This is a genomic window from Staphylococcus sp. HMSC62B09, assembly GCF_001839115.1.
In the GTDB taxonomy this organism is placed as follows: domain Bacteria; phylum Bacillota; class Bacilli; order Staphylococcales; family Staphylococcaceae; genus Staphylococcus; species Staphylococcus haemolyticus.
This window is the reverse complement of record NZ_KV840161.1, coordinates 40,289-61,577: the sequence shown is the minus strand read 5'-3', so window position 1 is coordinate 61,577 and position 21,289 is coordinate 40,289. Positions and strand designations below refer to the sequence as shown.

Here is a 21,289-nt window from a genome sequence, read left to right as displayed (position 1 = left end):
ATCATCCTCCCTAATCTTGACGTAAGTTCCCCAACTCATCAGCAATTGCTGTAACTTCGCTTGGCGAAAAAGAATCTTTAGACATAACAAAATTATGAATTTCTTCTATATCTTGCTGATTGGCATTTTTAAATTTATCCGGATTTAACAAACCTTGATTAACAATATTTAATTTTTTTCTAATATCTGCAATCATTGTTTCATTATTATTTTGACTCACGTTATCACCTCTTTAATACAATATTCTATCAAAGTATGATAATTTAACAAACTTTTATTGGATATAGTATTATTATGTCTTTATAAAATTTTAAAATAACTATAAAATGGTTTATATAGGATTAATTAGGGGGAATAGAGTATGGTAGATGTAGCATTTGTATGTCTAGGAAATATATGTCGCTCTCCTTTGGCTGAAGCAATCATGCGTCAACGTTTGATAGATAGAAACATTTCAGGCGTTAACGTTTACTCAAGAGGAACAGGTAAATGGAACCTTGGAGAACCTCCTCATGAAGGTACTCAAGATATTCTTAATCGCCATAATATACCTTTTGATGGTATGATTAGTGAGTTATTTGAATCAAGTGATGATTTTGATTATATTATTGCTATGGATCAGAGCAATGTTGATAATATCCAATACATCAATCCTAATATAAAAGGAAAATTGTTCAAATTGCTCGAATTTAGTAACATGGAAGAGAGTGATGTGCCAGATCCTTATTACACTAATAATTTTGAAGGTGTATATGAAATGGTACAATCATCTTGTGACAATCTAATTGATTTCATCGTCAAAGATGCAAATTTGAAAGAGGGGGAAATAAAATGGAAAACAAATTAATTCCTGGTATTTTAATTGGCGCTATTGTTGGTGGTGCTGCTACTTTAGCTGACAAATCAACACGTAACGCTTTAATTCAATCTGTAAAAGATGTTAAAGAAGGTAATCGTACACGCAAACCTTCTAAATTCAATTCTATTAAAGACGAAGTTTTATATTGGAAAGATACAATTGAAGAAATTCGTCGCAATAACCCAGAATTAGAAAAATCAATTAAAGATGCTAAAGATACTTTCGTTGAACGTAAGAATATCCGCATTGGTCAATAATTGATTGTTTATTTTAGCTAAATCTCTTTTATAACTTTAGTTAAAATAAAAACTAACTGAAAGTGATAAGTAAAATATTATTTTTGTTTTTCACTCATAGTAAGGCGGGACAATGAAATCTTTATTATATAACAGGTTTCTGTCCCGCTTATTTTACTATTTAAATTAATGTATGTGGTTAAAGCAAAGGAGATTGTTATGTCAAAAGAAAATAAATCAAACTCGAAGTATCTTAACTCTATTAAAGACGAGCAAGAGAAGAATCAAGATAAAATTAATGTTGATCGTACATATGTAGAGCCTCAAGAATTTCAATCTAAAGAACCAAAAAAAGAGAATCAAGTCTTTTTCGTTTCACGGTTAAACAAACCAGCTAAGTATACAAAAAATTCTAATTTTCTTTCTTATTTAATTTATCGAATAGGCAAAGATGACGCTTCAGGCTTAGCAGCACAAATGACTTATCATTTTGTATTAGCTATGTTCCCAATGTTAATTTTCCTATTAACATTGTTACCATTATTTAACTTAGATCAAAGCCAAATCACCGGTTTATTAAGTAATGCACCTGCTGACACATCAAGTCTTATTAAAGATGTAATTAGCGATGTCACTAAAAATTCTAGTGGCGGTTTACTTTCTATCGGGTTAATCTTAGCAATTTGGTCAGCTTCAAATGGTATGACTGCAATTATGAATTCATTCAATGTAGCTTATGATGTTGAAGATAATAGAAATGGTATTCTTTTAAAGATACTAAGTGTTATTTTCACAATTGTGTTAGGCGTCGTATTTTTACTTGCCATGGCATTACCTACTATGGGGTCAGTTATTGCTCATTTCTTATTCGGTCCTCTTGGATTAGATAGTCAAGTTAAATGGATCTTTAGTTTAATTAGAGTTGTATTACCATTAATTATTATTTTGATTCTATTTACAATTCTATACTCAGTAGCTCCAAACGTTAAAACTAAACTAAAATCAGTATTACCAGGAGCTATATTTACATCAGTTATCTGGTTACTTGGGTCTTTCGCATTTGGTTTCTACATTTCAAATTTTGGAAACTACTCTAAGACTTATGGCAGTATCGCAGGTATTATTATCTTATTAATTTGGTTATATTTAACAAGTTTTATCATTATTATTGGTGCTGAAATTAATGCAATCATCCATCAGAAACATGTTATTAAAGGACAAACTCCTGAAGAAGCAGCGCTCGACCATGATGATAATAACCAGAATCACTTTAATGAAGATACTACTTATGAATATAAACATACAGCTACTGGCAAAGATGAAGACTATAAAGTCGATAAAGATCCAAAAGATAAACAAGAAGAAGATGCTTCATTAACTGAGAAAATTAAAGATAAATTTACTAATAATGACGATGATAATAAAAAATAAGTGTTTAATTACTAATTAAATTAATAAAAGGTTGAGGCAACGGTTTATCGCCTCAACCTTTTTTATTGAATCAAATTATGTTGGAATGCATAAATTACGGCTTGTGTTCTATCTTGTACTTCTAATTTACTCAATATATTGCTTACATGAGTTTTAACGGTTTTAATTGTAATATGAGAAGCACTCGCTATTTCTTGATTTGAATACCCTTTTGCAATTAATAATAAAATTTCCATTTCACGCTCAGTCAGCATTTCATATAATTCTGCACGTTTCTTCATCCTGTTACGCATCTTAACTAAAACTTCAGGTTCAAATACAGATTCACCATTATAAGTTTTGCGTACTGCGTCGGCTATATCACTAGCACTAGTCGTTTTTAAAATATAGCTATCTACACCAGCATCTAATGCTCTATATACCTCTTTATCTTCAATAAAACTAGTTAACATTACAACTTTAATATGTGGCAAATCTTTTTTGATTTGAGTAGTTGCTTCAACGCCATCCATGTCATCCATTAATAAATCCATAAGAATTAAATCAGGTTTTAATTCATGAGCTTTTGCAATGGCATCTTTACCAGATTCCCCTTCTCCAACTATCTCAATGTCAGATTGTGTTGATAGATAACTTGATATCCCAATTCTAACCATTTCATGGTCATCAACGAACAAAACTTTAATCGTCATTATTATCATCCTCCCTATTTAACGGTGCTTTAACTTCTATTCTCGTTCCAGAATCCGGTAACGATACAATATGGAATGTCGCACCAATTTCTAATGCGCGTTCTCTCATATTTTTTAATCCATAACTTTGCTCTAATTTCTCGTCAACATTGAATCCTTTACCATTATCTTGAATTCGAAGTAATAGATAATCTTGTTGGTTAAATAATTCCACTGTGACTTTAGTTCCATTTGAATGTCTTAACGTATTTGATATAGCCTCTTGTGTAATTCTAAATAAATGATCTTCTATACCTTTAGGGACCTTGAAATCTTGAATATCGTGTATGACTTTCATAGGCACTTTCTTTTGCAAATCAATAACTAAATCTTTGATACCTTCACCTAGTGATTTATCTTTTAGACCTAAAGGTCTTAAATGAAGTAATAATGCGCGCATTTCAAGTTGAGACTCCTGAACCATTTTCTCTAAAACTGGTATTTGTTGATCAAGCGGTGCCTCTAACTTTGTTTCTTTTATTGCAGATAACATCATACTTGCTGCAAAAAGTTGTTGACTTACAGAGTCGTGTAACTCGCGAGCTAACCTCTGTCGTTCATCCTCAATGATTTTCTTAACTTTGACATCATTCATATTGTAATTTTCATTAGTTAAGTTTTGCGTTTTCATTCGTAAACGGTGCAACTCTTGATTTAGCGGAACTAATGTTTGATAAAGGTCTATGGTTTCGTTATAAAGCTCAATATTTTGATCATTAATACCTACTGTTTCTCCTTCAATGGCATGTTCAATTTGTGACTTAATCCACTGATTTTGTTGATTAATTTTATATGCGAGAATTGAACCTACAATAATACAAAGTAAAATGATGACTAAATTTAAAAATAGAAAAACAGGTATCCCAAAAATTTGAGTATAAAACATACCTTGGAAATAGATAATATTAACAAATACTTTATCTATAAATAAGAACGCGGTTAACATGCTATAAACTAGTATAAGCATTGAACCGATAGCTCTTAAGTAGTGGTTCATCGATAAATCACCTCAACATCTCCTATGAATGTCGAAACATAAACATTGACATTATAATTCTCTTCTTTAGGCTTCTCTTCAACTTGGATATGATTATTTTCAACTTTATACGATTGGCCATTTAAATAAGCATTTCCATATAGAGCAGCCATGTGTAAATTAATATTATAATTCAATGGTACCACTAACTGAATTTTCCCTAAAATATGTCTTACTACTATTGTATTATTCTCTTTAATATTTGCAGCTTTTGTCATATCAACGTGTATATCACCAACACCATGTTGGATTTGTACATCTTCCCATTTATAAACATATACTGGTGTGCGTTGCTCTCCAAACCACTTTTGTTTAATAAATTGAGGGGATGTAACTTCATCTTCTGAAGCAATCACTTTTAAAGGTTTAAACTTAAAAATGAGATATCTAATGATTACGATAACTAGAAAGACAAATAATATTATGATGGTATATTTATTCGACAATAAAGTAAATGCAATAAGCAATGCACCTATCCAAAACGCTAAGAGACCCCTTACTTTATGAAAGTAAAGGTAGCCTACATAAACTAATATACATCCTAAAAGTAATACAAATAGATAGCCTATTTTCTCAAAAAAGATGTAATAAAAATTGGCAATAATCATTAATGCCGTAAATACGATTAATAACTCTGTCGATATATATTTTCGAGTCAATGTGTCGCCTCCTATTCCTTTCAATTAAGCTACTACACTCATTTGTTCAATTATGTCACATTGGCCTTGTGTTGTGATCTTTTCTTTAGAGCAACGATGAATATCCGCTTCAATTTTTGCACAATAGGCTTCAAATAGATCAAGCTGTCTTTTAAGACCTTCAATTTCATAATTATTAATTTCTTGTGCATGTTTAATATTATACGTATTAGTAATATCAATATATTTATTTTCTAATGTTGCAGTTAAACTGTCAATTAACTTATTCATTTGCGCTTTCTTTTCTTTTAAATATTCAATGTAATTTTCAATACTCTTTAATTTTTGATCTAAACTGATTTTGTAATCATTAATGTTTCGTTTAATAACTACTTTAAGAAAGTGTTGTAAATATAAGTCCATATAATTCATAGAACCACCTCGTCCTTGATTAAGCTCAATTATAGTTTAAAGTGACTCAAACTCATATAGGCTCTAGGACCATCTTACTCTCATACTTTAGTACGATGTTTATTATTTCTATAGAATTTATATAAAATTCATGTAAGTTATACCTCAAATTTTATTTTCAACTTAAACAGGTGTATGATTAATTATATTTATTTTTGAACGAAAGTAACATCAATGATTAACACACATCGTCTTAATTGGCTTCCTTATGTACTTATTGTGATTTCACTTCACATTCTGGGTTTGGCCTCCTCTATTTAGCAAATACTAATCATTTACTACTTGGTATGAGATTACTTGCTTATACATCATTAGGACTTCGATACGCTTTTGATGCAGACCATATAGATGCTATTGATAATACAGTGCGTAAATTAATCCAACAATAACGTAATCCAGTAGGTGTAGGTTCCTACTTCTCAATTGGACATTCTACAGTAGTCTTTTTTTTGGCTGTCTTTTTAGGCATTTCAATTAATGGGCTAAAAATGCATTACCCCACTTTCAAGAAATTGGTGGAATTATTGGCACTCTCGTTTCAGGAACATTTTTATTTATCATAGGTATATTAAATCTAATGATATTAATTTCTTTAATAACTTTATTTTTAAAGTTTCGCAAAGACAAAATTAATGATGAAAAGTTAAATGATTTATTAGATACACGTGGCTTTGTTTCTCGTATGGTCGGACCATACTTTAAATTTATTAGTCATAGTTGGCATGTCTTGCCACCAGGCTTTCTATTTGTTTTAGGATTTGATACTGCTAGTGAAATCTCATTGCTAGCTTTATCTTCAGGTGCATCACAGCAAGCAATTTCATTCGTAGGTATAATATCTTTATCTATATTGTTTGCTTCCGGAATGAGTTTGCTATATACATTAGACGATATACTTATGATTTCTGCTTATAATTGGGCATTCTTCAATCCTATTCGAAAAATTTATTACAATATTACAATTACTGCTATATCTGTTATCGCTACGCTATTAATTGACACTGTTGAATTACTACAAATACTAGTTGATAAGCTTCAATTAAAAGGTTCTATCTGGGAATTTATTGAAAACATACAATTTGATAATATAGGTTATATTTTAGTGATTTTATTTATTATCAGTTGGCTCATTTCTACTTTAATTTGGAAATTTGGCAAAGTTGAACAACGATGGTCTTAATAGATTCATTTCTTGGACATTATTCGTAGAATAGTTAATACTTTATTGACTTTCACAAAGGAGATTATGTTATGACTAAAACTATTGCTCTAGTTACTGGTGCTTCATCAGGACTAGGATTTGAAACATCGCTCATGCTTGCTGAAAAAGGATTTCAAGTATATGCCACGATGCGTAATTTTAAAAAAACAAATAGATGTAAAAAATGAAGCGACTAAAAAGAAATGTAGACCTAACCATTTTAGAATTGGATGTAACCAAATTAGATAGTATTAAATCTGCTGTTGAATTCATTATACAAGAAGAAGGTCGTATAGACATTTTGATTAACAATGCTGGCGCCGGCTTTAATAAAACTACAGAACAAGCAACCGATGAAGAAATAAATTGGCAACTTAATTTAAATTTAATGGGTGTTATTCGAATGACCAAAGCTGTATTACCAATCATGAGATCACAAAGAGAAAATCGTGTGATCAATATTTCGTCAGTTGGAGGCCTAGTTGGACAACCTTTCAACGAAATATATTGTGCCGCTAAGTTTGGTGTTGAAGGTTATACAGAATCTTTAGCAAGTTATATTCAACCTGAATTCAATATTAAATTTACTATTATTGAACCCGGATGCATCCAATCTGAATTTATGCCCAACATTATGAAACACTTAACTCAAACTGGTGGCATACAAGAAGATGAATATACGCACTTATACAATTCATATATTAGTGGTATTAAAGAAAATTATGGGCATGATGCTTCTCAAAGTTCACATGAAGTTGCGCAAGTCATTTAAAAAACAATTGAAATGAAAGAGCCACCTATCAAAACGCGTACGTCTGATTGGTCTGAAACTTTCACAAAAATTAAAACCAAACTAGACCCAGATGGCAAACAACAGCAGAAACAAGTCTATAAATTATTAGGTAAATAACTTTATAAAACTAACTAGTATAAACTAAAAACCAGTAAATGAGCGTTGTCATCTCATTTACTGGTTAATTTATATATATCGAATTTTTAATTAATAGTAATTAAATATGAAATTAATCAATTTTTGTAGTTAATAATGGTCCATCTTTAGTAACGATAACCGTATGTTCGATTTGAGCGACAAAACTCTTATCTCTAGTTTCGAAGGCCCATTCATTTTTACCTTCTGTTACAAAAGTTGCTTTAGAAGAAATAAATGGCTCTACTGCAATTACAACCCCTTCTTTAAGTAAAGTTTTATCTTTAGGATCATAATAGTTCATAACATGGTTAGGGGCCTCATGTAGTGATTGACCTACACCATGCCCAGTTAGATTTTTAATGACAGTTAAATCATTTTGACGTGCTGTTGCATGTACTGCTTTACCGATATTACTTAATTTAGTTCCAGGTTTAACTTTTGCCATTGCATTTTCAAATGCCATTAGTGCAACATCACATACTTTTTGTTTAAGTGGGTCACTTGCTTTACCCACAACAAAAGAAATACCTGTATCAGCGTAATAACCATTTTTTAGAGCTGATACATCTATATTAACTAAATCTCCTTCACGAATGATTCGTTTGCCAGGAATGCCATGCGCTACTTCTTCATTAACACTTATACATGTTTGCCCAGGGAAATTCTCATCATGAATAGGTGCTGAAATAGCACCATGTTCTTCAAACAAATCTTTAGCTATATTGTCTAATTCTTTAGTTGTAATACCAGGTTTAGTAGCTTCTTGCATAGTATCTCTAACCTTAGCACAAATGTAACCTATCTCTTTTAAGGCTTGTAATTCTTCTTCTGTTTTTACAATCATAATATCCCGTTCCTTTTTAAATTGTGATTACATCTTATTATACCAAAAAAATTTTGATATACTAAACATACAAAAAATGAAGCGCAAAATAATTTCTGTTTAAAAGATAAAATTATAATTGTTATTTTCGTACAACGAGAGGATTTATCATATGGATAAATGGTACAAGAAAATTATAGGAGCGAGAACAATCAAAACTGGCCTAGCGACCTTTTTAACATCGCTATTTTGTTTGATGCTTGATCTCACTCCAATCTTCGCTATATTAACTGCTATTGTAACTATCGAACCTACTGCAAAGGCGTCATTAAAAAAAGGTTATAGAAGATTGCCCGCAACGGTAATTGGTGCATTATTTGCTGTACTTTTTACTTTTATTTTTGGTGACCAATCGGCTTTAACGTATACGTTTAGTGCACTTTTTACTATCTTAGTTTGTACTAAATTAAACCTGCAAGTTGGTACTACTGTTGCGGTGTTAACATCGGTTGCCATGATACCTGGCATACACGACGCCTATTTATTCAACTTTTTTTCAAGATTATTAACTGCATTAATCGGTTTGGTTACAGCAGGATTGGTCAATTTTATAGTTCTGCCTCCTAAATATTATCAGCAAATTGAAGATAATTTAACGCAATCCGAATATAAAATGTATGAGTTGTTCTCTTCAAGATGTAACGAATTATTATTAGGAAAATTTGATTCTGATCATAGTAACGATCTTTTAAATAAGTTGATGGGTGTTATAAACAAGACTGAAACTTTAACTGGCTATCAAAAAGACGAATTACATTATCATAAAAACAAAGAAGATGAATGGAAACGATTAAAAAATATTTCGAACCGTTCCTATATCGATAGATTACTGGCTACTCACCTATCAAATATTATATATTTACCTAAACACATACATTTAGTTTTTACACCTGAGGAAAAAATAGCTATTATTAAAATTAGTAATAGTGTCAATAATATTATCAAAAGCAATCATTTTGAGCCTCACCTCTCATCTGCATCAACACTTAAATCTTCTGTCAAACTCTTAGAAGAATTTGATCAGAATCAAATCAAAAGTCATGTCATTTATGAAATACTTCTAATCTATAAATTATTAGATAGTAGATATAATGACAAATAAAAAGTGACGTACTGGAAAATTTCTATAGATCCGGTACGTCATTTTTAATTGCTTATTATATTTGTTATTTTTTTGATGATCTTTCTATAATAACTCTTTTAGCCGCTTCTTCTTCAGTGTTATCTAATTGTTTAGGTTCAAAAGGCATACCTTTACGTTCGCAGGCTTTTTCTAATAAATAATCAGTCAGTTCATGATTCTTTGGAAGGATAGGTCCATGTAAATATGTTCCTAATAAATTTTTATAGTGAATACCTTCTTGTTTATCATCATCATTATTACCGTAACCAACCGTAACATGTCCTAACGTACCAAAATTATGATGTGTTCGACCACCGTGATTCTCGAAGCCAACTATCGTTCCAAATGTATCACTCTCGATTACTATATCACCAGTTAATCGTTCAGTTCGTGATTCAGTATAGAAATCTAAGATACCTAAACCTTCAAGTTCAGTTCCATCAGGCGTAATATATTTTGTTCCTAAAAATTGATAACCACCACAAATCGTTAATCCTGGCATACCATCTTCAATAGCATCTTTAAGTGTAGTCTTTATCTTGCTTAATTCCTTAGTAGCAATACTTTGTTCTCTATCGCTGCCACCGCCAATAAAGAAGATATCACAATTATCAAGCGTCACACCTTCAGTTTGGTTAACTTCTACTACATTTAATTGAATACCACGTTTCTTTGCTCTTTGTTTGAGTGCAATAATATTTCCTATATCACTATATAAATTTAATTTATCTGACATAAAATGATAAACGGTTAATTCATTCATATTTATTGCCCTCCTTTAAATGAACGATTAAGTTGTTCTAACATTGGAGATAAAGATGTGTAGTTAGGAATAGCTACAGTGAAACCTTCATAATTCATTGTCATTGCAGTTGCTTTATAAATATCTTTTTCAAGTATAATTGGAACATTTATTTCGGCTAATTTCAGACGTAATTGTAATTCTTCAGCTCGAGTCCCAGTAACAATGATCGTTTCAATATTTTGTTCGCTTAATTTCTCGAAATCGGCATCATAAATCCAAGAAGTATCACGACCATCAGCAGCATTATCATTTAGACTAATGACATATACTTTTTTACCTTCTAACTGTTCTCCTACTGATAAACTAGCATTCATACCTGCAGGATTCTTAGCTAAATTAATCATAGCCTCTTTATGATTAAGTTTAAAATATTGCATACGACCATTATCTGAAGTATATGATTCGAAACCAATTCGAATAGACTCATCATTGAGCCCTAATTCTCTCAACACAGTATAGGCAGCTAATGCATTATAAGCGTTGAAGTCTCCGGCAATTTTCATGTTAAATGTTGTTTCATTTATATTTAATACTAAGAACGGAGATACTGTGAATGATGAAACTTCATATTTAGGTAATTCACGTTTGAATCCACATGAACAATGGTAATGACCGATTTGATTATAATGAATGTAATCGTATGCTAATAATTTGCCACAATTTGGGCAATACTTACTCTCGTTCATAGTACTTTGCTCAAACTCATGTGCGTGTGCTTTCATACCATAATAAACGATAGAGTCACTAGCTATTTTAAGTCGACTTACAAAAGGATCATCTGCATTGAGTAACAATTTAATTCCTTTATTACTAATTGACTTAGCTATGTTATTTACCATTATATCTATTTCGCCAAAGCGATCCATTTGATCACGGAAGAAGTTAGTAAATATCATCATTGATGGAGTGACTTCTTTTAAAACTCGAGGAATAGATCCTTCATCGATTTCAATAACCGCTACTTTAGTATTTTTAGTGCTTTGCATGATAAAGGCAGATGTGATACCTGCTGCCATATTAGCACCTTCATTATTATGTATAATATCAATACGATTTGCTTTTAATGTATGTCCTATAAGATTAGATGTCGTCGTTTTACCATTAGTCCCACTAATAAAAACGATGTCATCTACTTGTGCAGCTAATTTTCTTAATATATTTTGATCCACTTTGCGGGCAACTTGTCCAGGTAAATCTGTACCTTTTTTCCCAGCAGCGATACTAGCCTTACGAGCCAATTTCGCTAAGTACGTTGCAGTCCATTGTCTCATGTGCTTCCTCCTCATATAAATCACTTGAATAATTATAACACGTAAAGGGTATAACAAAAAACATTCTCAATTAAAAATAACAAGTCACATTCTAGATTATAATAATTATTATTTACTAATGAGAATAGATTTGTTATACTTTTAATGAACAAAGACAAAATCAATTATAAAATCTTAAATAGAGGTGACTTAATTATGCTAAGTAAAGACTTGTTAGAAGCACTTAATGATCAAATGAACCATGAATATTTCGCAGCTCATGCTTATATGGCAATGGCAGCTTATTGCGATGATGCTTCATATGAAGGTTTCGCAAACTTCTATATCCAACAAGCTAAAGAAGAACGTTTCCACGGTAAAAAAATCTATGATTATATCAATGATCGTGGTGAACATGCTGAATTTAAATCAATACCAGCGCCTAAAACTGAATTTAAATCTATCCTTGAAACATTTAAAGATGGATTAGCACAGGAACAAGATGTTACTCGTCGTTTTTACAATTTATCTGAAATAGCTCAAAAAGATAAAGACTATGCTACGATTTCTTTCTTAAACTGGTTCTTAGATGAGCAAGTTGAAGAAGAATCAACATTTGAAACACATATTGATTATTTAAATCGTATTGGTGATGACTGCAATACTTTATATTTATATGAAAAAGAATTAGCAGCTCGTTCATTTGATGAAGAATAACTTTTATCTCAAGGTTTAATTATGATTGAGACAAACTATTTTTATTGCTTGCCTAGTACATTGTAAGTAACTAACATACACAAAAAGGTATAATGCTAGTTATTCTCAAGACTCATAAATATTAATGGAGTGGATAATGAATTCGAAATGAATTCATTTCTACTCTTTTTTTATTTTATGAATGCAACATTCTGGAAATAAATTTATATTTTTAGCTAAAATAAAAGAATCAATACTTGAAAGGACAGTGTTAGGAATGGAAAATGCCTTTATAGCATTAGACTTCGAAACTGCAAATGGTAAACGTACAAGTATCTGTTCAGTTGGTATGGTCAAAGTAGTTAACAATGAGATTGTGGAATCTTTTTATACTTTAGTTAACCCTTTTGATTATTTCTCTCAGACGAATATTGAGGTTCACGGTATTACACCTGAAGACGTGAATGATGCTCCCAGTTTTGAATATGTATTCCCTTATATGATGCAATTTATTGGTAAATTACCTGTTGTTGCTCACATTGCTGCTTTTGATATGAATGTACTTCATCAAAGTTTAAAACAGTTAAATATAGAAACACCCTCCATGATTTACTTCTGTTCATATCAACTTGCTAAACGTACAATTGATGCATATCGCTACGGACTAAAACATTTAATGAAACATTATAAATTAGATTTTCACGGTCATCATGATGCACTCAACGATGCTAAAGCTTGTGCAATGATTACGTTTAGATTATTAAAACACTATGACAATTTACAAAGTATGCTACAAATTTATGGCAAAAATTTAAAAGATAAAGGTTAACCCATATGAATCGCAATTACTGGTTTAGTTTAATTGCTAATGTCATCATGAACCTTTATCTTTCTATAAAATCATAAATCGTCATATTCTCATATGTTGACTGTTCTAAATTGCCAACCGTTACACCGATTAACCTTATTGGAACATCAGGATCCTTCAAATCGTTATACAAATCATAAGCTACGTTATATATATCAATATCTCTACTTACTGCCTCTCTCAAACTTCTTTGTTTGGAAAATGTTTCATATTGATACGTTTTTAATTTAACTGTTACGGTGCTACCTGATTTTTGTAACTTAGATAGACGTTCTGCAGTCTTGCCAGATAGTTCCCATATTTTTTGTAAAATTTCTTCATCATCATTCACATCAGTTGAAAATGTTCGTTCAGTACCCACGGATTTACGCACTCTCGTTGCTTTTACTTCACTATGATCAATTCCTCGAGCTTTAAGATATAAGCCACGACCTCTTTTTCCGAACCAATGTATTAATTCAAATTCAGTTTTATCATACAAATCTTTACCTGTATATATATCATGGTTATGCATGACTTTTTTCGATGCTTTACCCACACCTGGAAAGTCACCAATATCAAGATTCATTAAAATATCGTTTACATTATTATAATCGATAACCTTCATGCCATTAGGCTTATTCATACCACTTGCTAATTTTGCTAAAAATTTATTATACGATACACCTGCAGAAGAAGTTAATCCAGTTTGTTCAAATATGTCGCGTCGAATAAACGTTGCGATTTTAGATGCAGACAAGTCAGGTCTAACAAGGTGAGTAATATCTAAATACGCTTCATCCAATGACATAGGTTCTACAATATCTGTATAACTTTTAAATATAGACATTATCACGGCAGAGGCTTCTCTATAAGCGTCAAATCTTGCTCTTACATAATATCCATTAGGACATAATTTATGGGCTTGAGACATTGGCATTGCAGAATGAACCCCATATTTTCTAGCCTCGTAAGAAGCAGTAGAAACCACACCACGAGTACTTGCCTTACCACCTACAATTACAGGTTTACCTTTTAATTTAGGGTTATCTCGCATTTCTACTTGTGCAAAAAAGTAATCCATATCTATATGAATAATCCTTCTTTCAGCCATCGTCTCACCTCTTTTAAAATAAACCAAAATAAAATAAGCCTCAATATAATTATAATGTGACTAGCAACAAAACTCATGAAATGTGCACATAAATAATTATATTGAGACTCACAATTTATTCAAATTCGTCATTAGCTTGTATTGGTCTTTGATGATACATAATTAAACCTTCATCTGATGGATGTATATATTCAAATTTATTAGTAAATGTAATACCTACTAAATATAAATCAATTAAGCAATATCCAATATGTATACTTAACATAATAATAATTGAGGAGTATGCGTAAATACTGAATATAAACATTAATACTCCTGTTAATATAAACATTGGAGCTAGCATTATTGTGCAAAATTGCCATTTATTAAAATATTTTTTAGAAATATGTACTAATAAAAAACCTTTTTTATATTTAAAATGAGGCTGTTCTCCTTTTGAACAGATAAAAAATGAAATTCTATGAATCAGTTCATGAAGTCCTAAAATAACTATAAAACCTAAAATACCATATAATAAGTTAGCTAAAAATGTTTGTTCATGAATGGTTGTAAACATGAATGCCCATTTATAAGTAAACACTATCATAAATAAAATCACTACTAATTGAGTTACCATAAATTTAGGTAAGTTGATTCTATTTGGAGAAAAATCAATTTTCTGCACAATAATGACCTCCAATCTCTGTTAATTTTCAACCATAGTATACACAGTCGATGTTAAGAAAAAATTTTTTTTATAAGATTTAATGCTCTGTAACCATTTCTTAATATTTGTATTAAAATTTTACGTTTAAGATTTTCTTTCAAATAATGCAACTGTCTCTACATGTGTTGTTTGAGGAAACATATCGACTGGTGTAATTTCTTGCAATTCATATTGTGAATCTAATATTTGAGCATCTCTTTGTTGCGTAGATGGATTACAAGAAATGTAGACAATACGCTTAGGATTTAGTTTAAGCAGTGTTTGTAAGAAAGTTTCATCGCACCCTTTTCTCGGGGGATCTACCATAACAACATCTGGTTTGATACCTTGTTGTTTCCATTTTATAATGACTTCTTCTGCTTTTCCACAGACAAAAGTTGTATTTTCAAATCCATTTAAAGTCGCATTTTGTTGTGCATCTTTAATCGCTGACGGCACGACCTCAACACCATAAACATGTTTCGCTACTGACGCCATATATAAACCTATCGTACCAATACCGCAATATGTATCAAGAACTGTTTCTTCACCTGTCAATTGCGCATACTCTATTGCTTTTTGATATAATTTTTCAGTTTGAGAAGAATTTATTTGATAGAATGATTGGTCACTTATCTTAAATGTAGTATCACTAAGTTGATCAGCAATCTTATCTTTGCCGTATAACGTTACAGACTGTTGCCCCATAATTACATTGGAATGACTATTATTAATATTTTGTTTAATGCTAGCTATGTTAGGAAAAGTTTCTTTTAATTTTTCAACTAAAATTGAAGCTTGCTGGAAATTTTTACCATTTGTTACAAAAACGACCATCTTATCATCAGAATAATAGCCTGTGCGAATAACTAAATGTCTTAAAAGTCCTTTTTTTGTACACTCATTATAAACACTAATATCGTAATCAATAATCCATTGTTTGACGTGATTCATAATATCTTGGTGTATATCATCTTGAATTAAGCAACTATCCATATCGATAATATCGTGACTTCTTTGTCGATAATATCCTATAATTACTTTTCCATCTCTATCTTTACCAATTGGCAACTGTGATTTATTTCTGTAATGCCAAGGATGATTCATACCGATAGTTTTGTTAATGATTGTATTACTAAATTGTGCTTTTCTATGGAATAAGTTGGTAACTTGTGACTGCTTCATAGCTAATTGGGCATCATATGTCATGTGTTGCAATTGACAACCACCACACTTCCAATAGTATTTACATGGCGGTTCCACGCGTTGTTCACTTGGTTTAATAACTTGAAGTAGTTTACCAATAGCAAAATTTTTCTTTACTTTTGTAATTTTATATTTAATCACTTCACTAATTAACGCATTTGGCACAAATATCGGATAACGGTCGATTTTAATGACGCCATGCCCTTCATGTGTTAAATCAACAATGTTACCTTGTTTTATTTCATTTTTAATTATGGTTTCCATTATTTCACCCCACATAAAAAGAGGTTAGAGTAGTTTAATCTTGGTTTTGTTTTTCATACCTAAGACATCAAAACTATTGCTCAACCTCTTCAACTGTATAATTTACTCTGATATTTCATTGTTTTTAATAATTTCTTCATTCGATGGCTTCTCTTCAATAATACCATCTTCGACTTGTTGATCTTCAGTTAATTCCTCATTATATATATCTTTTGGCGTACATACTTCGATATGTCTTTTTAAATTCAAGAAATTAGCTGGTAATTTACCACCATATTCACCATCTACATTCAATTGCATTTCAGTAAAGGATGAGATATTAATTGATTTAGCTTTCTCATAAATAACCTTTGGATGCTTAATGTGTTCTCCGCGAGATGCTAAGGTCATGATGTGCCCTAGTTCAGCAAGGTTAGCCTTTTCTACAATAATTAATGTAAAATGCCCGTCGTCTAACTTAGCATCTGGAACTAATTTCTCAAATCCTGCCATTGAGTTTGTCAGTCCTAATAAGAATAATAATGCCTCACCTTGAAAAACTTGATTATCATATTCTATACGCAAATCTACAGCTTTCATCTGAGGTAACATTTCAAATCCTTTAATATAATACGCAAAGGGGCCTACAATTGACTTTAATCGACTTGGCGTCTCATAAGAAACTTGAGTTAATTGACCACCAGCTGCTAAATTGATGAAATAACGATTATTCATTTTTCCTATATCCACTTTAGTCGTGTGATCATCAATAATAACATCAACAGCACCCATAATATCACTTGGTAAGTGCAAGGCTCTACCGAAATCATTCACTGTCCCCATAGGGATGATACCTAATTTAGGGCGATTGGGCTGTTCAGCTATGCCATTAACAACTTCATTAAGTGTGCCATCTCCACCAGCTGCTATAATAATATCATAATCTCTTTTAAGTGCACGTTCAGCTTCAAGCGTTGCATCGCCTTCACGCTCAGTTGCATAAGCACTTGTCTCATACCCGGCACGTTCTAATTTAATTAAAACATCTGGTAAAGTTCTTTTAAAAAGTTCCTTTCCAGAAGTTGGATTATAAATGATTCTTGCACGTTTTCTCATAAATTATCCCTCATCTTTTTATACATATTCTTATATTAAATGATTTATAAGAGAGTTGGAAGTATTTAAATCAATAATCTTTAAAATACATTTATTACACTATTTACAATTAAATAATCATAGCAGTTATAACATTAAAAATAATTGAACTAAAAACACCACACACCAAAATTAAAAGGCTTGTTCCCTAACCATGATAGGAAACAAACCTTAAATGATGCTTTAATTCATTATGTTTAAATCTTTAATTAACGTTTATTTAATTCTTGTTTTAATATTTGGTTTACTTTTTGAGGATTAGCTTGGCCTTTAGATGCTTTCATAATTTGACCAACTAAGAAGCCCATTGCTTTCCCTTTACCATTTTTATAATCTTCAACAGATTGAGGGTTATTATCTAAAGCTTCAGTGACGAATTTAGTTAAAGTAGCTTCATCAGAAATTTGAACTAAACCTTTATCTTCCATAATTTGTTTAGCATCGCCACCATTTTCAGCTAATTCTGGGAAAACTTTTTTAGCGATTTTACTACTCATCGTACCATCTTCAATAAGTTTAATCATACCAGCAAGGTTTTCTGGTGTTAATTTAGTATCTTGTAACTCAACTTGGTTTTTATTTAAATATTCATTAACGCCACCCATTAACCAGTTTGAAGTTAACTTAACGTCTGCACCTTTTTCAATAGCACCTTCAAAGAAATCAGACATCTCTTTAGTAAGTGTTAATACGTGCGCATCGTATTCAGGTAAACCTAAATCATTTACATATTTAGCTTTACGCTCATCTGGTAATTCAGGGATTGTTTGACGTACACGCTCTTTCCATTCTTCATCTACGTATAAAGGTACAATATCAGGTTCAGGGAAGTAACGGTAGTCATCTGAGCCTTCTTTAACACGCATAAGAATTGTTTTACCAGTTGATTCATCAAAACGGCGTGTCTCTTGTCCAATAGTACCACCGTTTAATAATTCTTCTTCTTGGCGTTTTTCTTCGTACTCTAAACCTTTTCTAACATAGTTAAATGAATTTAGGTTTTTCAATTCAGTTTTTGTACCAAATTCTTCTTGTCCATAAGGACGTAATGAAATATTGGCATCACAACGTAATGAGCCTTCTTCCATTTTACAGTCTGATACACCTGTATATTGAATAATTGAACGTAATTTTTCTAAGTAAGCATAAGCTTCTTTAGGAGATCTAATATCTGGTTCAGATACAATTTCAATTAATGGTGTACCTTGACGGTTTAAGTCTACTAAAGAGTATCCATCTTTATGTGTTGATTTACCAGCATCTTCTTCCATGTGAAGACGTGTGATTCCAATACGTTTTGTTTCACCATCTACTTCAATATCAATATAACCATTTTCACCAATTGGTTGATCAAATTGAGAAATTTGATAAGCTTTAGGATTATCTGGATAGAAATAGTTTTTACGGTCAAATTTAGAATTTGTAGCGATATCCATATTTAAAGCCATTGATGCACGCATAGCCCAGTCTACAGCACGTCTATTAACAACCGGTAATACACCAGGATATGCTAAATCAATAACATTTGTATTTGAGTTAGGTTCAGCTCCAAAATGTGCTGGTGATGGAGAGAACATTTTTGAGTCTGTTTTTAGCTCAACGTGAACTTCAAGTCCGATAACTGTTTCAAAATGCATTATTTCCACTCCTTATAATTTTTCATATGCGTCATGTAAATTGAATTGTGTTTCATATTGATATGCCACACGATATAACGTCTTTTCATCAAAAGGTTTACCGATAAATTGTAAGCCAATTGGTCTACCGTTTGATTGCCCACAAGGAACAGAAATACCTGGTAAACCAGCTAAGTTAACAGGTGTAGTTAATAAGTCATTAGCATACATAGTTAAAGGATCATCGATTTCATCACCTAAGTTAAACGCAGTAGTTGGTGCAGTTGGACCTACAACAACATCATAGTTTTCAAAAACTTTATCAAAGTCATTCTTGATTAATGTTCTAACTTTTTGTGATTTTTTATAGTAAGCATCATAATAACCAGAACTTAATGCAAATGTACCTAGGAAGATACGACGCTTAACTTCAGCACCAAATCCTTCTGATCTAGACATTTTATATAATTCTTCTAATGATTGCGCTTCTTTTGAATGGTAGCCATAACGTATACCATCAAAGCGAGCTAAGTTCGCTGATGCTTCTGATGACGCGATAACATAATATGATGGTATACCATATTTCGTATTTGGAAGTGATACTTCATCAACTTCTGCACCTAGAGATTTAAGTGTTTCAACTGCATTCTTAACAGCTTCTTTAACATCATCATTGATACCTTCACCTAAATATTCTTTTGGTAAAGCAACTTTTAAGCCTTTAATGTCTTTACCAATTTCTGAAGTAAAGTCAACATCTTCAACTGGTGCACTTGTAGAATCATTTCTATCAACGCCTGAAATTGTCTCTAGAACGATAGCGTTATCTTTAACATTTCTTGTAATTGGACCAATTTGGTCTAATGAAGATGCAAAAGCAACTAAACCGAAACGTGATACACGCCCATAAGTTGGTTTCATACCCACTACACCACAATATGCTGCTGGTTGTCGAATTGAACCACCAGTATCTGAACCTAGACTGAATGGTACTAAACCTGCAGCAACTGCTGCTGCTGAACCACCTGACGAACCACCTGGAACAGCTGTATGATCGAATGGGTTAACAGTTTGTTTGAAATATGATGTTTCAGTAGAACCACCCATAGCAAATTCATCCATGTTTAGTTTACCGATTAGAATCGCATTTTCATCATGTAGTTTGTTCATTACAGTAGATTCATAGATTGGAACAAAACCTTCTAACATCTTACTAGCACATGTTGTTTCCACATCTTTAGTAATGATGTTGTCCTTAATTCCCATAGGAATACCAAACAATTTACCTTCCATTTGGCCTTTTGCTTGTAATTCATCTAATTCTTTTGCTTTTTTAATAGCATTATCTTTATCTAGTGCTAAAAATGATTTAATAGTAGAATCCGTTTCTTCAATTGCATCATAGATGTCTTTGACAACTTCTGAAGGCTTAATCTCATTGTTTTTAATCATTTCTGATAATTTTTCAACTGATTCATAACGAATACTCATCTTAAGCTTCCTCCTCATTCATGATAGCTGGTACTTTAAATTGACCATTTTCTGTCTCTTTAGCATTTTTTAATGCAAGTTCTTGAGGAATGCCCTCGATTGCTTCATCATCACGTAACACATTTTGTAAATCTAATACATGATAAGTTGGTTCAATACCTTCTGTATCTGCTGTGTCATTTTGTTTAGCAAAATCTAAGATACTTTCAAGTGTATTAGCCATTTCTTCAGTTTCTTCTTCAGAAATTTGAAGTCTTGCTAAATGTGCTATATGTTCAACCTCTTCACGTGTAACTTTAGTCATTTATTAAAAGCCTCCTTATTACTCATTCATCATAAAATTGTATCAAATTTTCACTTAAAAATCTAAATATTTATTGAGACAACATAACTTCATGACATTATTGATGATTAATTCATAGGTAAGTAATTAATAAATGCTTTACAAATAATGTAACTCAATTATTAATTTAACGATAATAATGACCTAAATTTTATATCAAAAATATTTATAATCTTTAATTTGCATGTTACGTATAATAAAATCAATAAATATTTTTACATTTTGTAAACGCTTACTACCTTACTTTAAAAGTGTTTATATTTTTAAAAATTAAAATTTATACTTCTCTAAACCATTC

The 21,289-nt window shown here is 31.4% G+C and carries 24 protein-coding genes and 1 pseudogene; 10 read left to right on the top strand and 15 right to left on the bottom strand.

All coding sequences use genetic code 11. The features are described 5' to 3' along the window. Positions 1 to 10: 10 nt before the first annotated feature. Positions 11 to 220: a DUF1128 domain-containing protein gene (locus tag HMPREF3265_RS10795; RefSeq protein WP_011275380.1), complete on the bottom strand. Its 210-nt coding sequence runs from the start codon at positions 218 to 220 to the stop codon at positions 11 to 13. A gap of 141 nt (positions 221 to 361) precedes the next feature. Between HMPREF3265_RS10795 and HMPREF3265_RS10790 the strand changes: the two genes are divergently transcribed. The 3 genes from HMPREF3265_RS10790 (at position 362) to HMPREF3265_RS10780 (ending at position 2,526) form a co-directional block, all read left to right on the top strand. Beyond that, a complete protein-coding gene (locus HMPREF3265_RS10790; protein ID WP_070861662.1) occupies positions 362 to 847 on the top strand; it encodes a low molecular weight protein-tyrosine-phosphatase in 486 nt (161 codons plus the stop codon). Beyond that, a complete protein-coding gene (locus HMPREF3265_RS10785; RefSeq protein ID WP_070861661.1) occupies positions 832 to 1,116 on the top strand; it encodes a YtxH domain-containing protein in 285 nt (94 codons plus the stop codon). Before HMPREF3265_RS10790 ends, HMPREF3265_RS10785 begins: the two co-directional genes overlap by 16 nt. A gap of 198 nt (positions 1,117 to 1,314) precedes the next feature. Then, a complete protein-coding gene (locus tag HMPREF3265_RS10780; protein ID WP_053025467.1) occupies positions 1,315 to 2,526 on the top strand; it encodes a YihY/virulence factor BrkB family protein in 1,212 nt (403 codons plus the stop codon). 62 nt (positions 2,527 to 2,588) lie between these two features. Here HMPREF3265_RS10780 and vraR read toward each other — a convergent pair whose 3' ends face one another. Genes vraR through HMPREF3265_RS10760 form a run of 4 tightly spaced genes read right to left on the bottom strand, consistent with a single transcriptional unit; the run spans position 2,589 to position 5,363 of the window. Then, entirely contained in the window at positions 2,589 to 3,218 is a 630-nt protein-coding gene (gene vraR / locus HMPREF3265_RS10775) for a response regulator transcription factor VraR (protein WP_037551137.1), read from the bottom strand. Further along, positions 3,208 to 4,254, bottom strand: a complete 1,047-nt coding sequence (locus tag HMPREF3265_RS10770; protein WP_053025471.1) for a sensor histidine kinase VraS — start codon at positions 4,252 to 4,254, stop codon at positions 3,208 to 3,210. The genes vraR and HMPREF3265_RS10770 overlap by 11 nt, the downstream gene beginning before the upstream one ends. Then, positions 4,251 to 4,952, bottom strand: coding sequence for a cell wall-active antibiotics response protein VraT (gene liaF, locus HMPREF3265_RS10765; protein WP_053025472.1), 702 nt, complete (start codon positions 4,950 to 4,952; stop codon positions 4,251 to 4,253). The genes HMPREF3265_RS10770 and liaF overlap by 4 nt, the downstream gene beginning before the upstream one ends. A gap of 24 nt (positions 4,953 to 4,976) precedes the next feature. Next, entirely contained in the window at positions 4,977 to 5,363 is a 387-nt protein-coding gene (locus HMPREF3265_RS10760) for a hypothetical protein (RefSeq protein WP_053025474.1), read from the bottom strand. Between the two features lie 213 nt (positions 5,364 to 5,576). Here HMPREF3265_RS10760 and HMPREF3265_RS10755 point away from each other — a divergent pair. The 4 genes and pseudogenes from HMPREF3265_RS10755 to HMPREF3265_RS13025 all read left to right on the top strand — a co-directional run bounded on the left by HMPREF3265_RS10755 (position 5,577) and on the right by HMPREF3265_RS13025 (position 7,513). After that, positions 5,577 to 6,582, top strand: a pseudogene (locus HMPREF3265_RS10755) (HoxN/HupN/NixA family nickel/cobalt transporter). 71 nt (positions 6,583 to 6,653) lie between these two features. Further along, positions 6,654 to 6,791, top strand: a complete 138-nt coding sequence (locus tag HMPREF3265_RS13030) for an SDR family NAD(P)-dependent oxidoreductase (RefSeq protein WP_256323934.1) — start codon at positions 6,654 to 6,656, stop codon at positions 6,789 to 6,791. Then, positions 6,788 to 7,375 carry an SDR family NAD(P)-dependent oxidoreductase gene (locus tag HMPREF3265_RS10750; protein ID WP_256262274.1) on the top strand — a complete coding sequence of 196 codons (588 nt, stop codon included), beginning with the start codon at positions 6,788 to 6,790 and terminating at the stop codon, positions 7,373 to 7,375. Before HMPREF3265_RS13030 ends, HMPREF3265_RS10750 begins: the two co-directional genes overlap by 4 nt. A gap of 12 nt (positions 7,376 to 7,387) precedes the next feature. Next, positions 7,388 to 7,513, top strand: a complete 126-nt coding sequence (locus tag HMPREF3265_RS13025; RefSeq protein WP_256262273.1) for a hypothetical protein — start codon at positions 7,388 to 7,390, stop codon at positions 7,511 to 7,513. Between the two features lie 112 nt (positions 7,514 to 7,625). Here the strand turns inward: HMPREF3265_RS13025 and map are convergent, their stop codons facing one another. Further along, positions 7,626 to 8,378 carry a type I methionyl aminopeptidase gene (map, locus tag HMPREF3265_RS10745; RefSeq protein ID WP_053025476.1) on the bottom strand — a complete coding sequence of 251 codons (753 nt, stop codon included), beginning with the start codon at positions 8,376 to 8,378 and terminating at the stop codon, positions 7,626 to 7,628. A 151-nt stretch (positions 8,379 to 8,529) separates the two neighbouring features. On the opposite strand from map, the gene HMPREF3265_RS10740 reads away from it, so the two are divergent. Beyond that, complete coding sequence (locus HMPREF3265_RS10740; protein WP_070441561.1) at positions 8,530 to 9,519, top strand: FUSC family protein; 990 nt, start codon at positions 8,530 to 8,532, stop codon at positions 9,517 to 9,519. 64 nt (positions 9,520 to 9,583) lie between these two features. On the opposite strand, the gene HMPREF3265_RS10735 is transcribed toward HMPREF3265_RS10740, so the two are convergent. Both HMPREF3265_RS10735 and HMPREF3265_RS10730 read right to left on the bottom strand, forming a co-directional pair. Further along, the gene (locus HMPREF3265_RS10735; RefSeq protein WP_053025085.1) at positions 9,584 to 10,303 is read right to left on the bottom strand and encodes a lipid II isoglutaminyl synthase subunit GatD; all 720 of its coding nucleotides are present in this window, start codon (positions 10,301 to 10,303) and stop codon (positions 9,584 to 9,586) included. A 2-nt stretch (positions 10,304 to 10,305) separates the two neighbouring features. Next, the gene (locus HMPREF3265_RS10730; protein ID WP_053025086.1) at positions 10,306 to 11,616 is read right to left on the bottom strand and encodes a lipid II isoglutaminyl synthase subunit MurT; all 1,311 of its coding nucleotides are present in this window, start codon (positions 11,614 to 11,616) and stop codon (positions 10,306 to 10,308) included. Positions 11,617 to 11,811: 195 nt separating this feature from the next. Here HMPREF3265_RS10730 and ftnA point away from each other — a divergent pair, with 195 nt between their 5' ends. Next, positions 11,812 to 12,312, top strand: a complete 501-nt coding sequence (ftnA, locus tag HMPREF3265_RS10725) for an H-type ferritin FtnA (RefSeq protein ID WP_011275365.1) — start codon at positions 11,812 to 11,814, stop codon at positions 12,310 to 12,312. A gap of 256 nt (positions 12,313 to 12,568) precedes the next feature. Next, on the top strand, positions 12,569 to 13,120 hold the full coding sequence (locus HMPREF3265_RS10720) for a 3'-5' exonuclease (protein WP_070861660.1): 552 nt from the start codon (positions 12,569 to 12,571) through the stop codon (positions 13,118 to 13,120). Between the two features lie 55 nt (positions 13,121 to 13,175). Here HMPREF3265_RS10720 and dinB read toward each other — a convergent pair whose 3' ends face one another. From dinB to gatC, 7 genes are all read right to left on the bottom strand, one after another. Continuing rightward, positions 13,176 to 14,252, bottom strand: coding sequence for a DNA polymerase IV (gene dinB / locus HMPREF3265_RS10715; protein ID WP_070441554.1), 1,077 nt, complete (start codon positions 14,250 to 14,252; stop codon positions 13,176 to 13,178). Positions 14,253 to 14,367: 115 nt separating this feature from the next. After that, positions 14,368 to 14,916, bottom strand: coding sequence for a DUF3267 domain-containing protein (locus HMPREF3265_RS10710; RefSeq protein WP_053025088.1), 549 nt, complete (start codon positions 14,914 to 14,916; stop codon positions 14,368 to 14,370). Between the two features lie 126 nt (positions 14,917 to 15,042). Next, complete coding sequence (rlmD, locus tag HMPREF3265_RS10705) at positions 15,043 to 16,407, bottom strand: 23S rRNA (uracil(1939)-C(5))-methyltransferase RlmD (RefSeq protein ID WP_070861659.1); 1,365 nt, start codon at positions 16,405 to 16,407, stop codon at positions 15,043 to 15,045. 102 nt (positions 16,408 to 16,509) lie between these two features. After that, positions 16,510 to 17,502, bottom strand: a complete 993-nt coding sequence (locus HMPREF3265_RS10700) for a diacylglycerol kinase (protein WP_037537988.1) — start codon at positions 17,500 to 17,502, stop codon at positions 16,510 to 16,512. A gap of 248 nt (positions 17,503 to 17,750) precedes the next feature. Then, positions 17,751 to 19,178 carry an Asp-tRNA(Asn)/Glu-tRNA(Gln) amidotransferase subunit GatB gene (gatB, locus tag HMPREF3265_RS10695; protein WP_053025090.1) on the bottom strand — a complete coding sequence of 476 codons (1,428 nt, stop codon included), beginning with the start codon at positions 19,176 to 19,178 and terminating at the stop codon, positions 17,751 to 17,753. A gap of 12 nt (positions 19,179 to 19,190) precedes the next feature. Next, entirely contained in the window at positions 19,191 to 20,648 is a 1,458-nt protein-coding gene (gene gatA / locus HMPREF3265_RS10690; RefSeq protein WP_070582079.1) for an Asp-tRNA(Asn)/Glu-tRNA(Gln) amidotransferase subunit GatA, read from the bottom strand. A 1-nt stretch (position 20,649) separates the two neighbouring features. Then, positions 20,650 to 20,952, bottom strand: a complete 303-nt coding sequence (gatC, locus tag HMPREF3265_RS10685) for an Asp-tRNA(Asn)/Glu-tRNA(Gln) amidotransferase subunit GatC (RefSeq protein WP_011275356.1) — start codon at positions 20,950 to 20,952, stop codon at positions 20,650 to 20,652. Between the last annotated feature and the right edge of the window lie 337 nt (positions 20,953 to 21,289).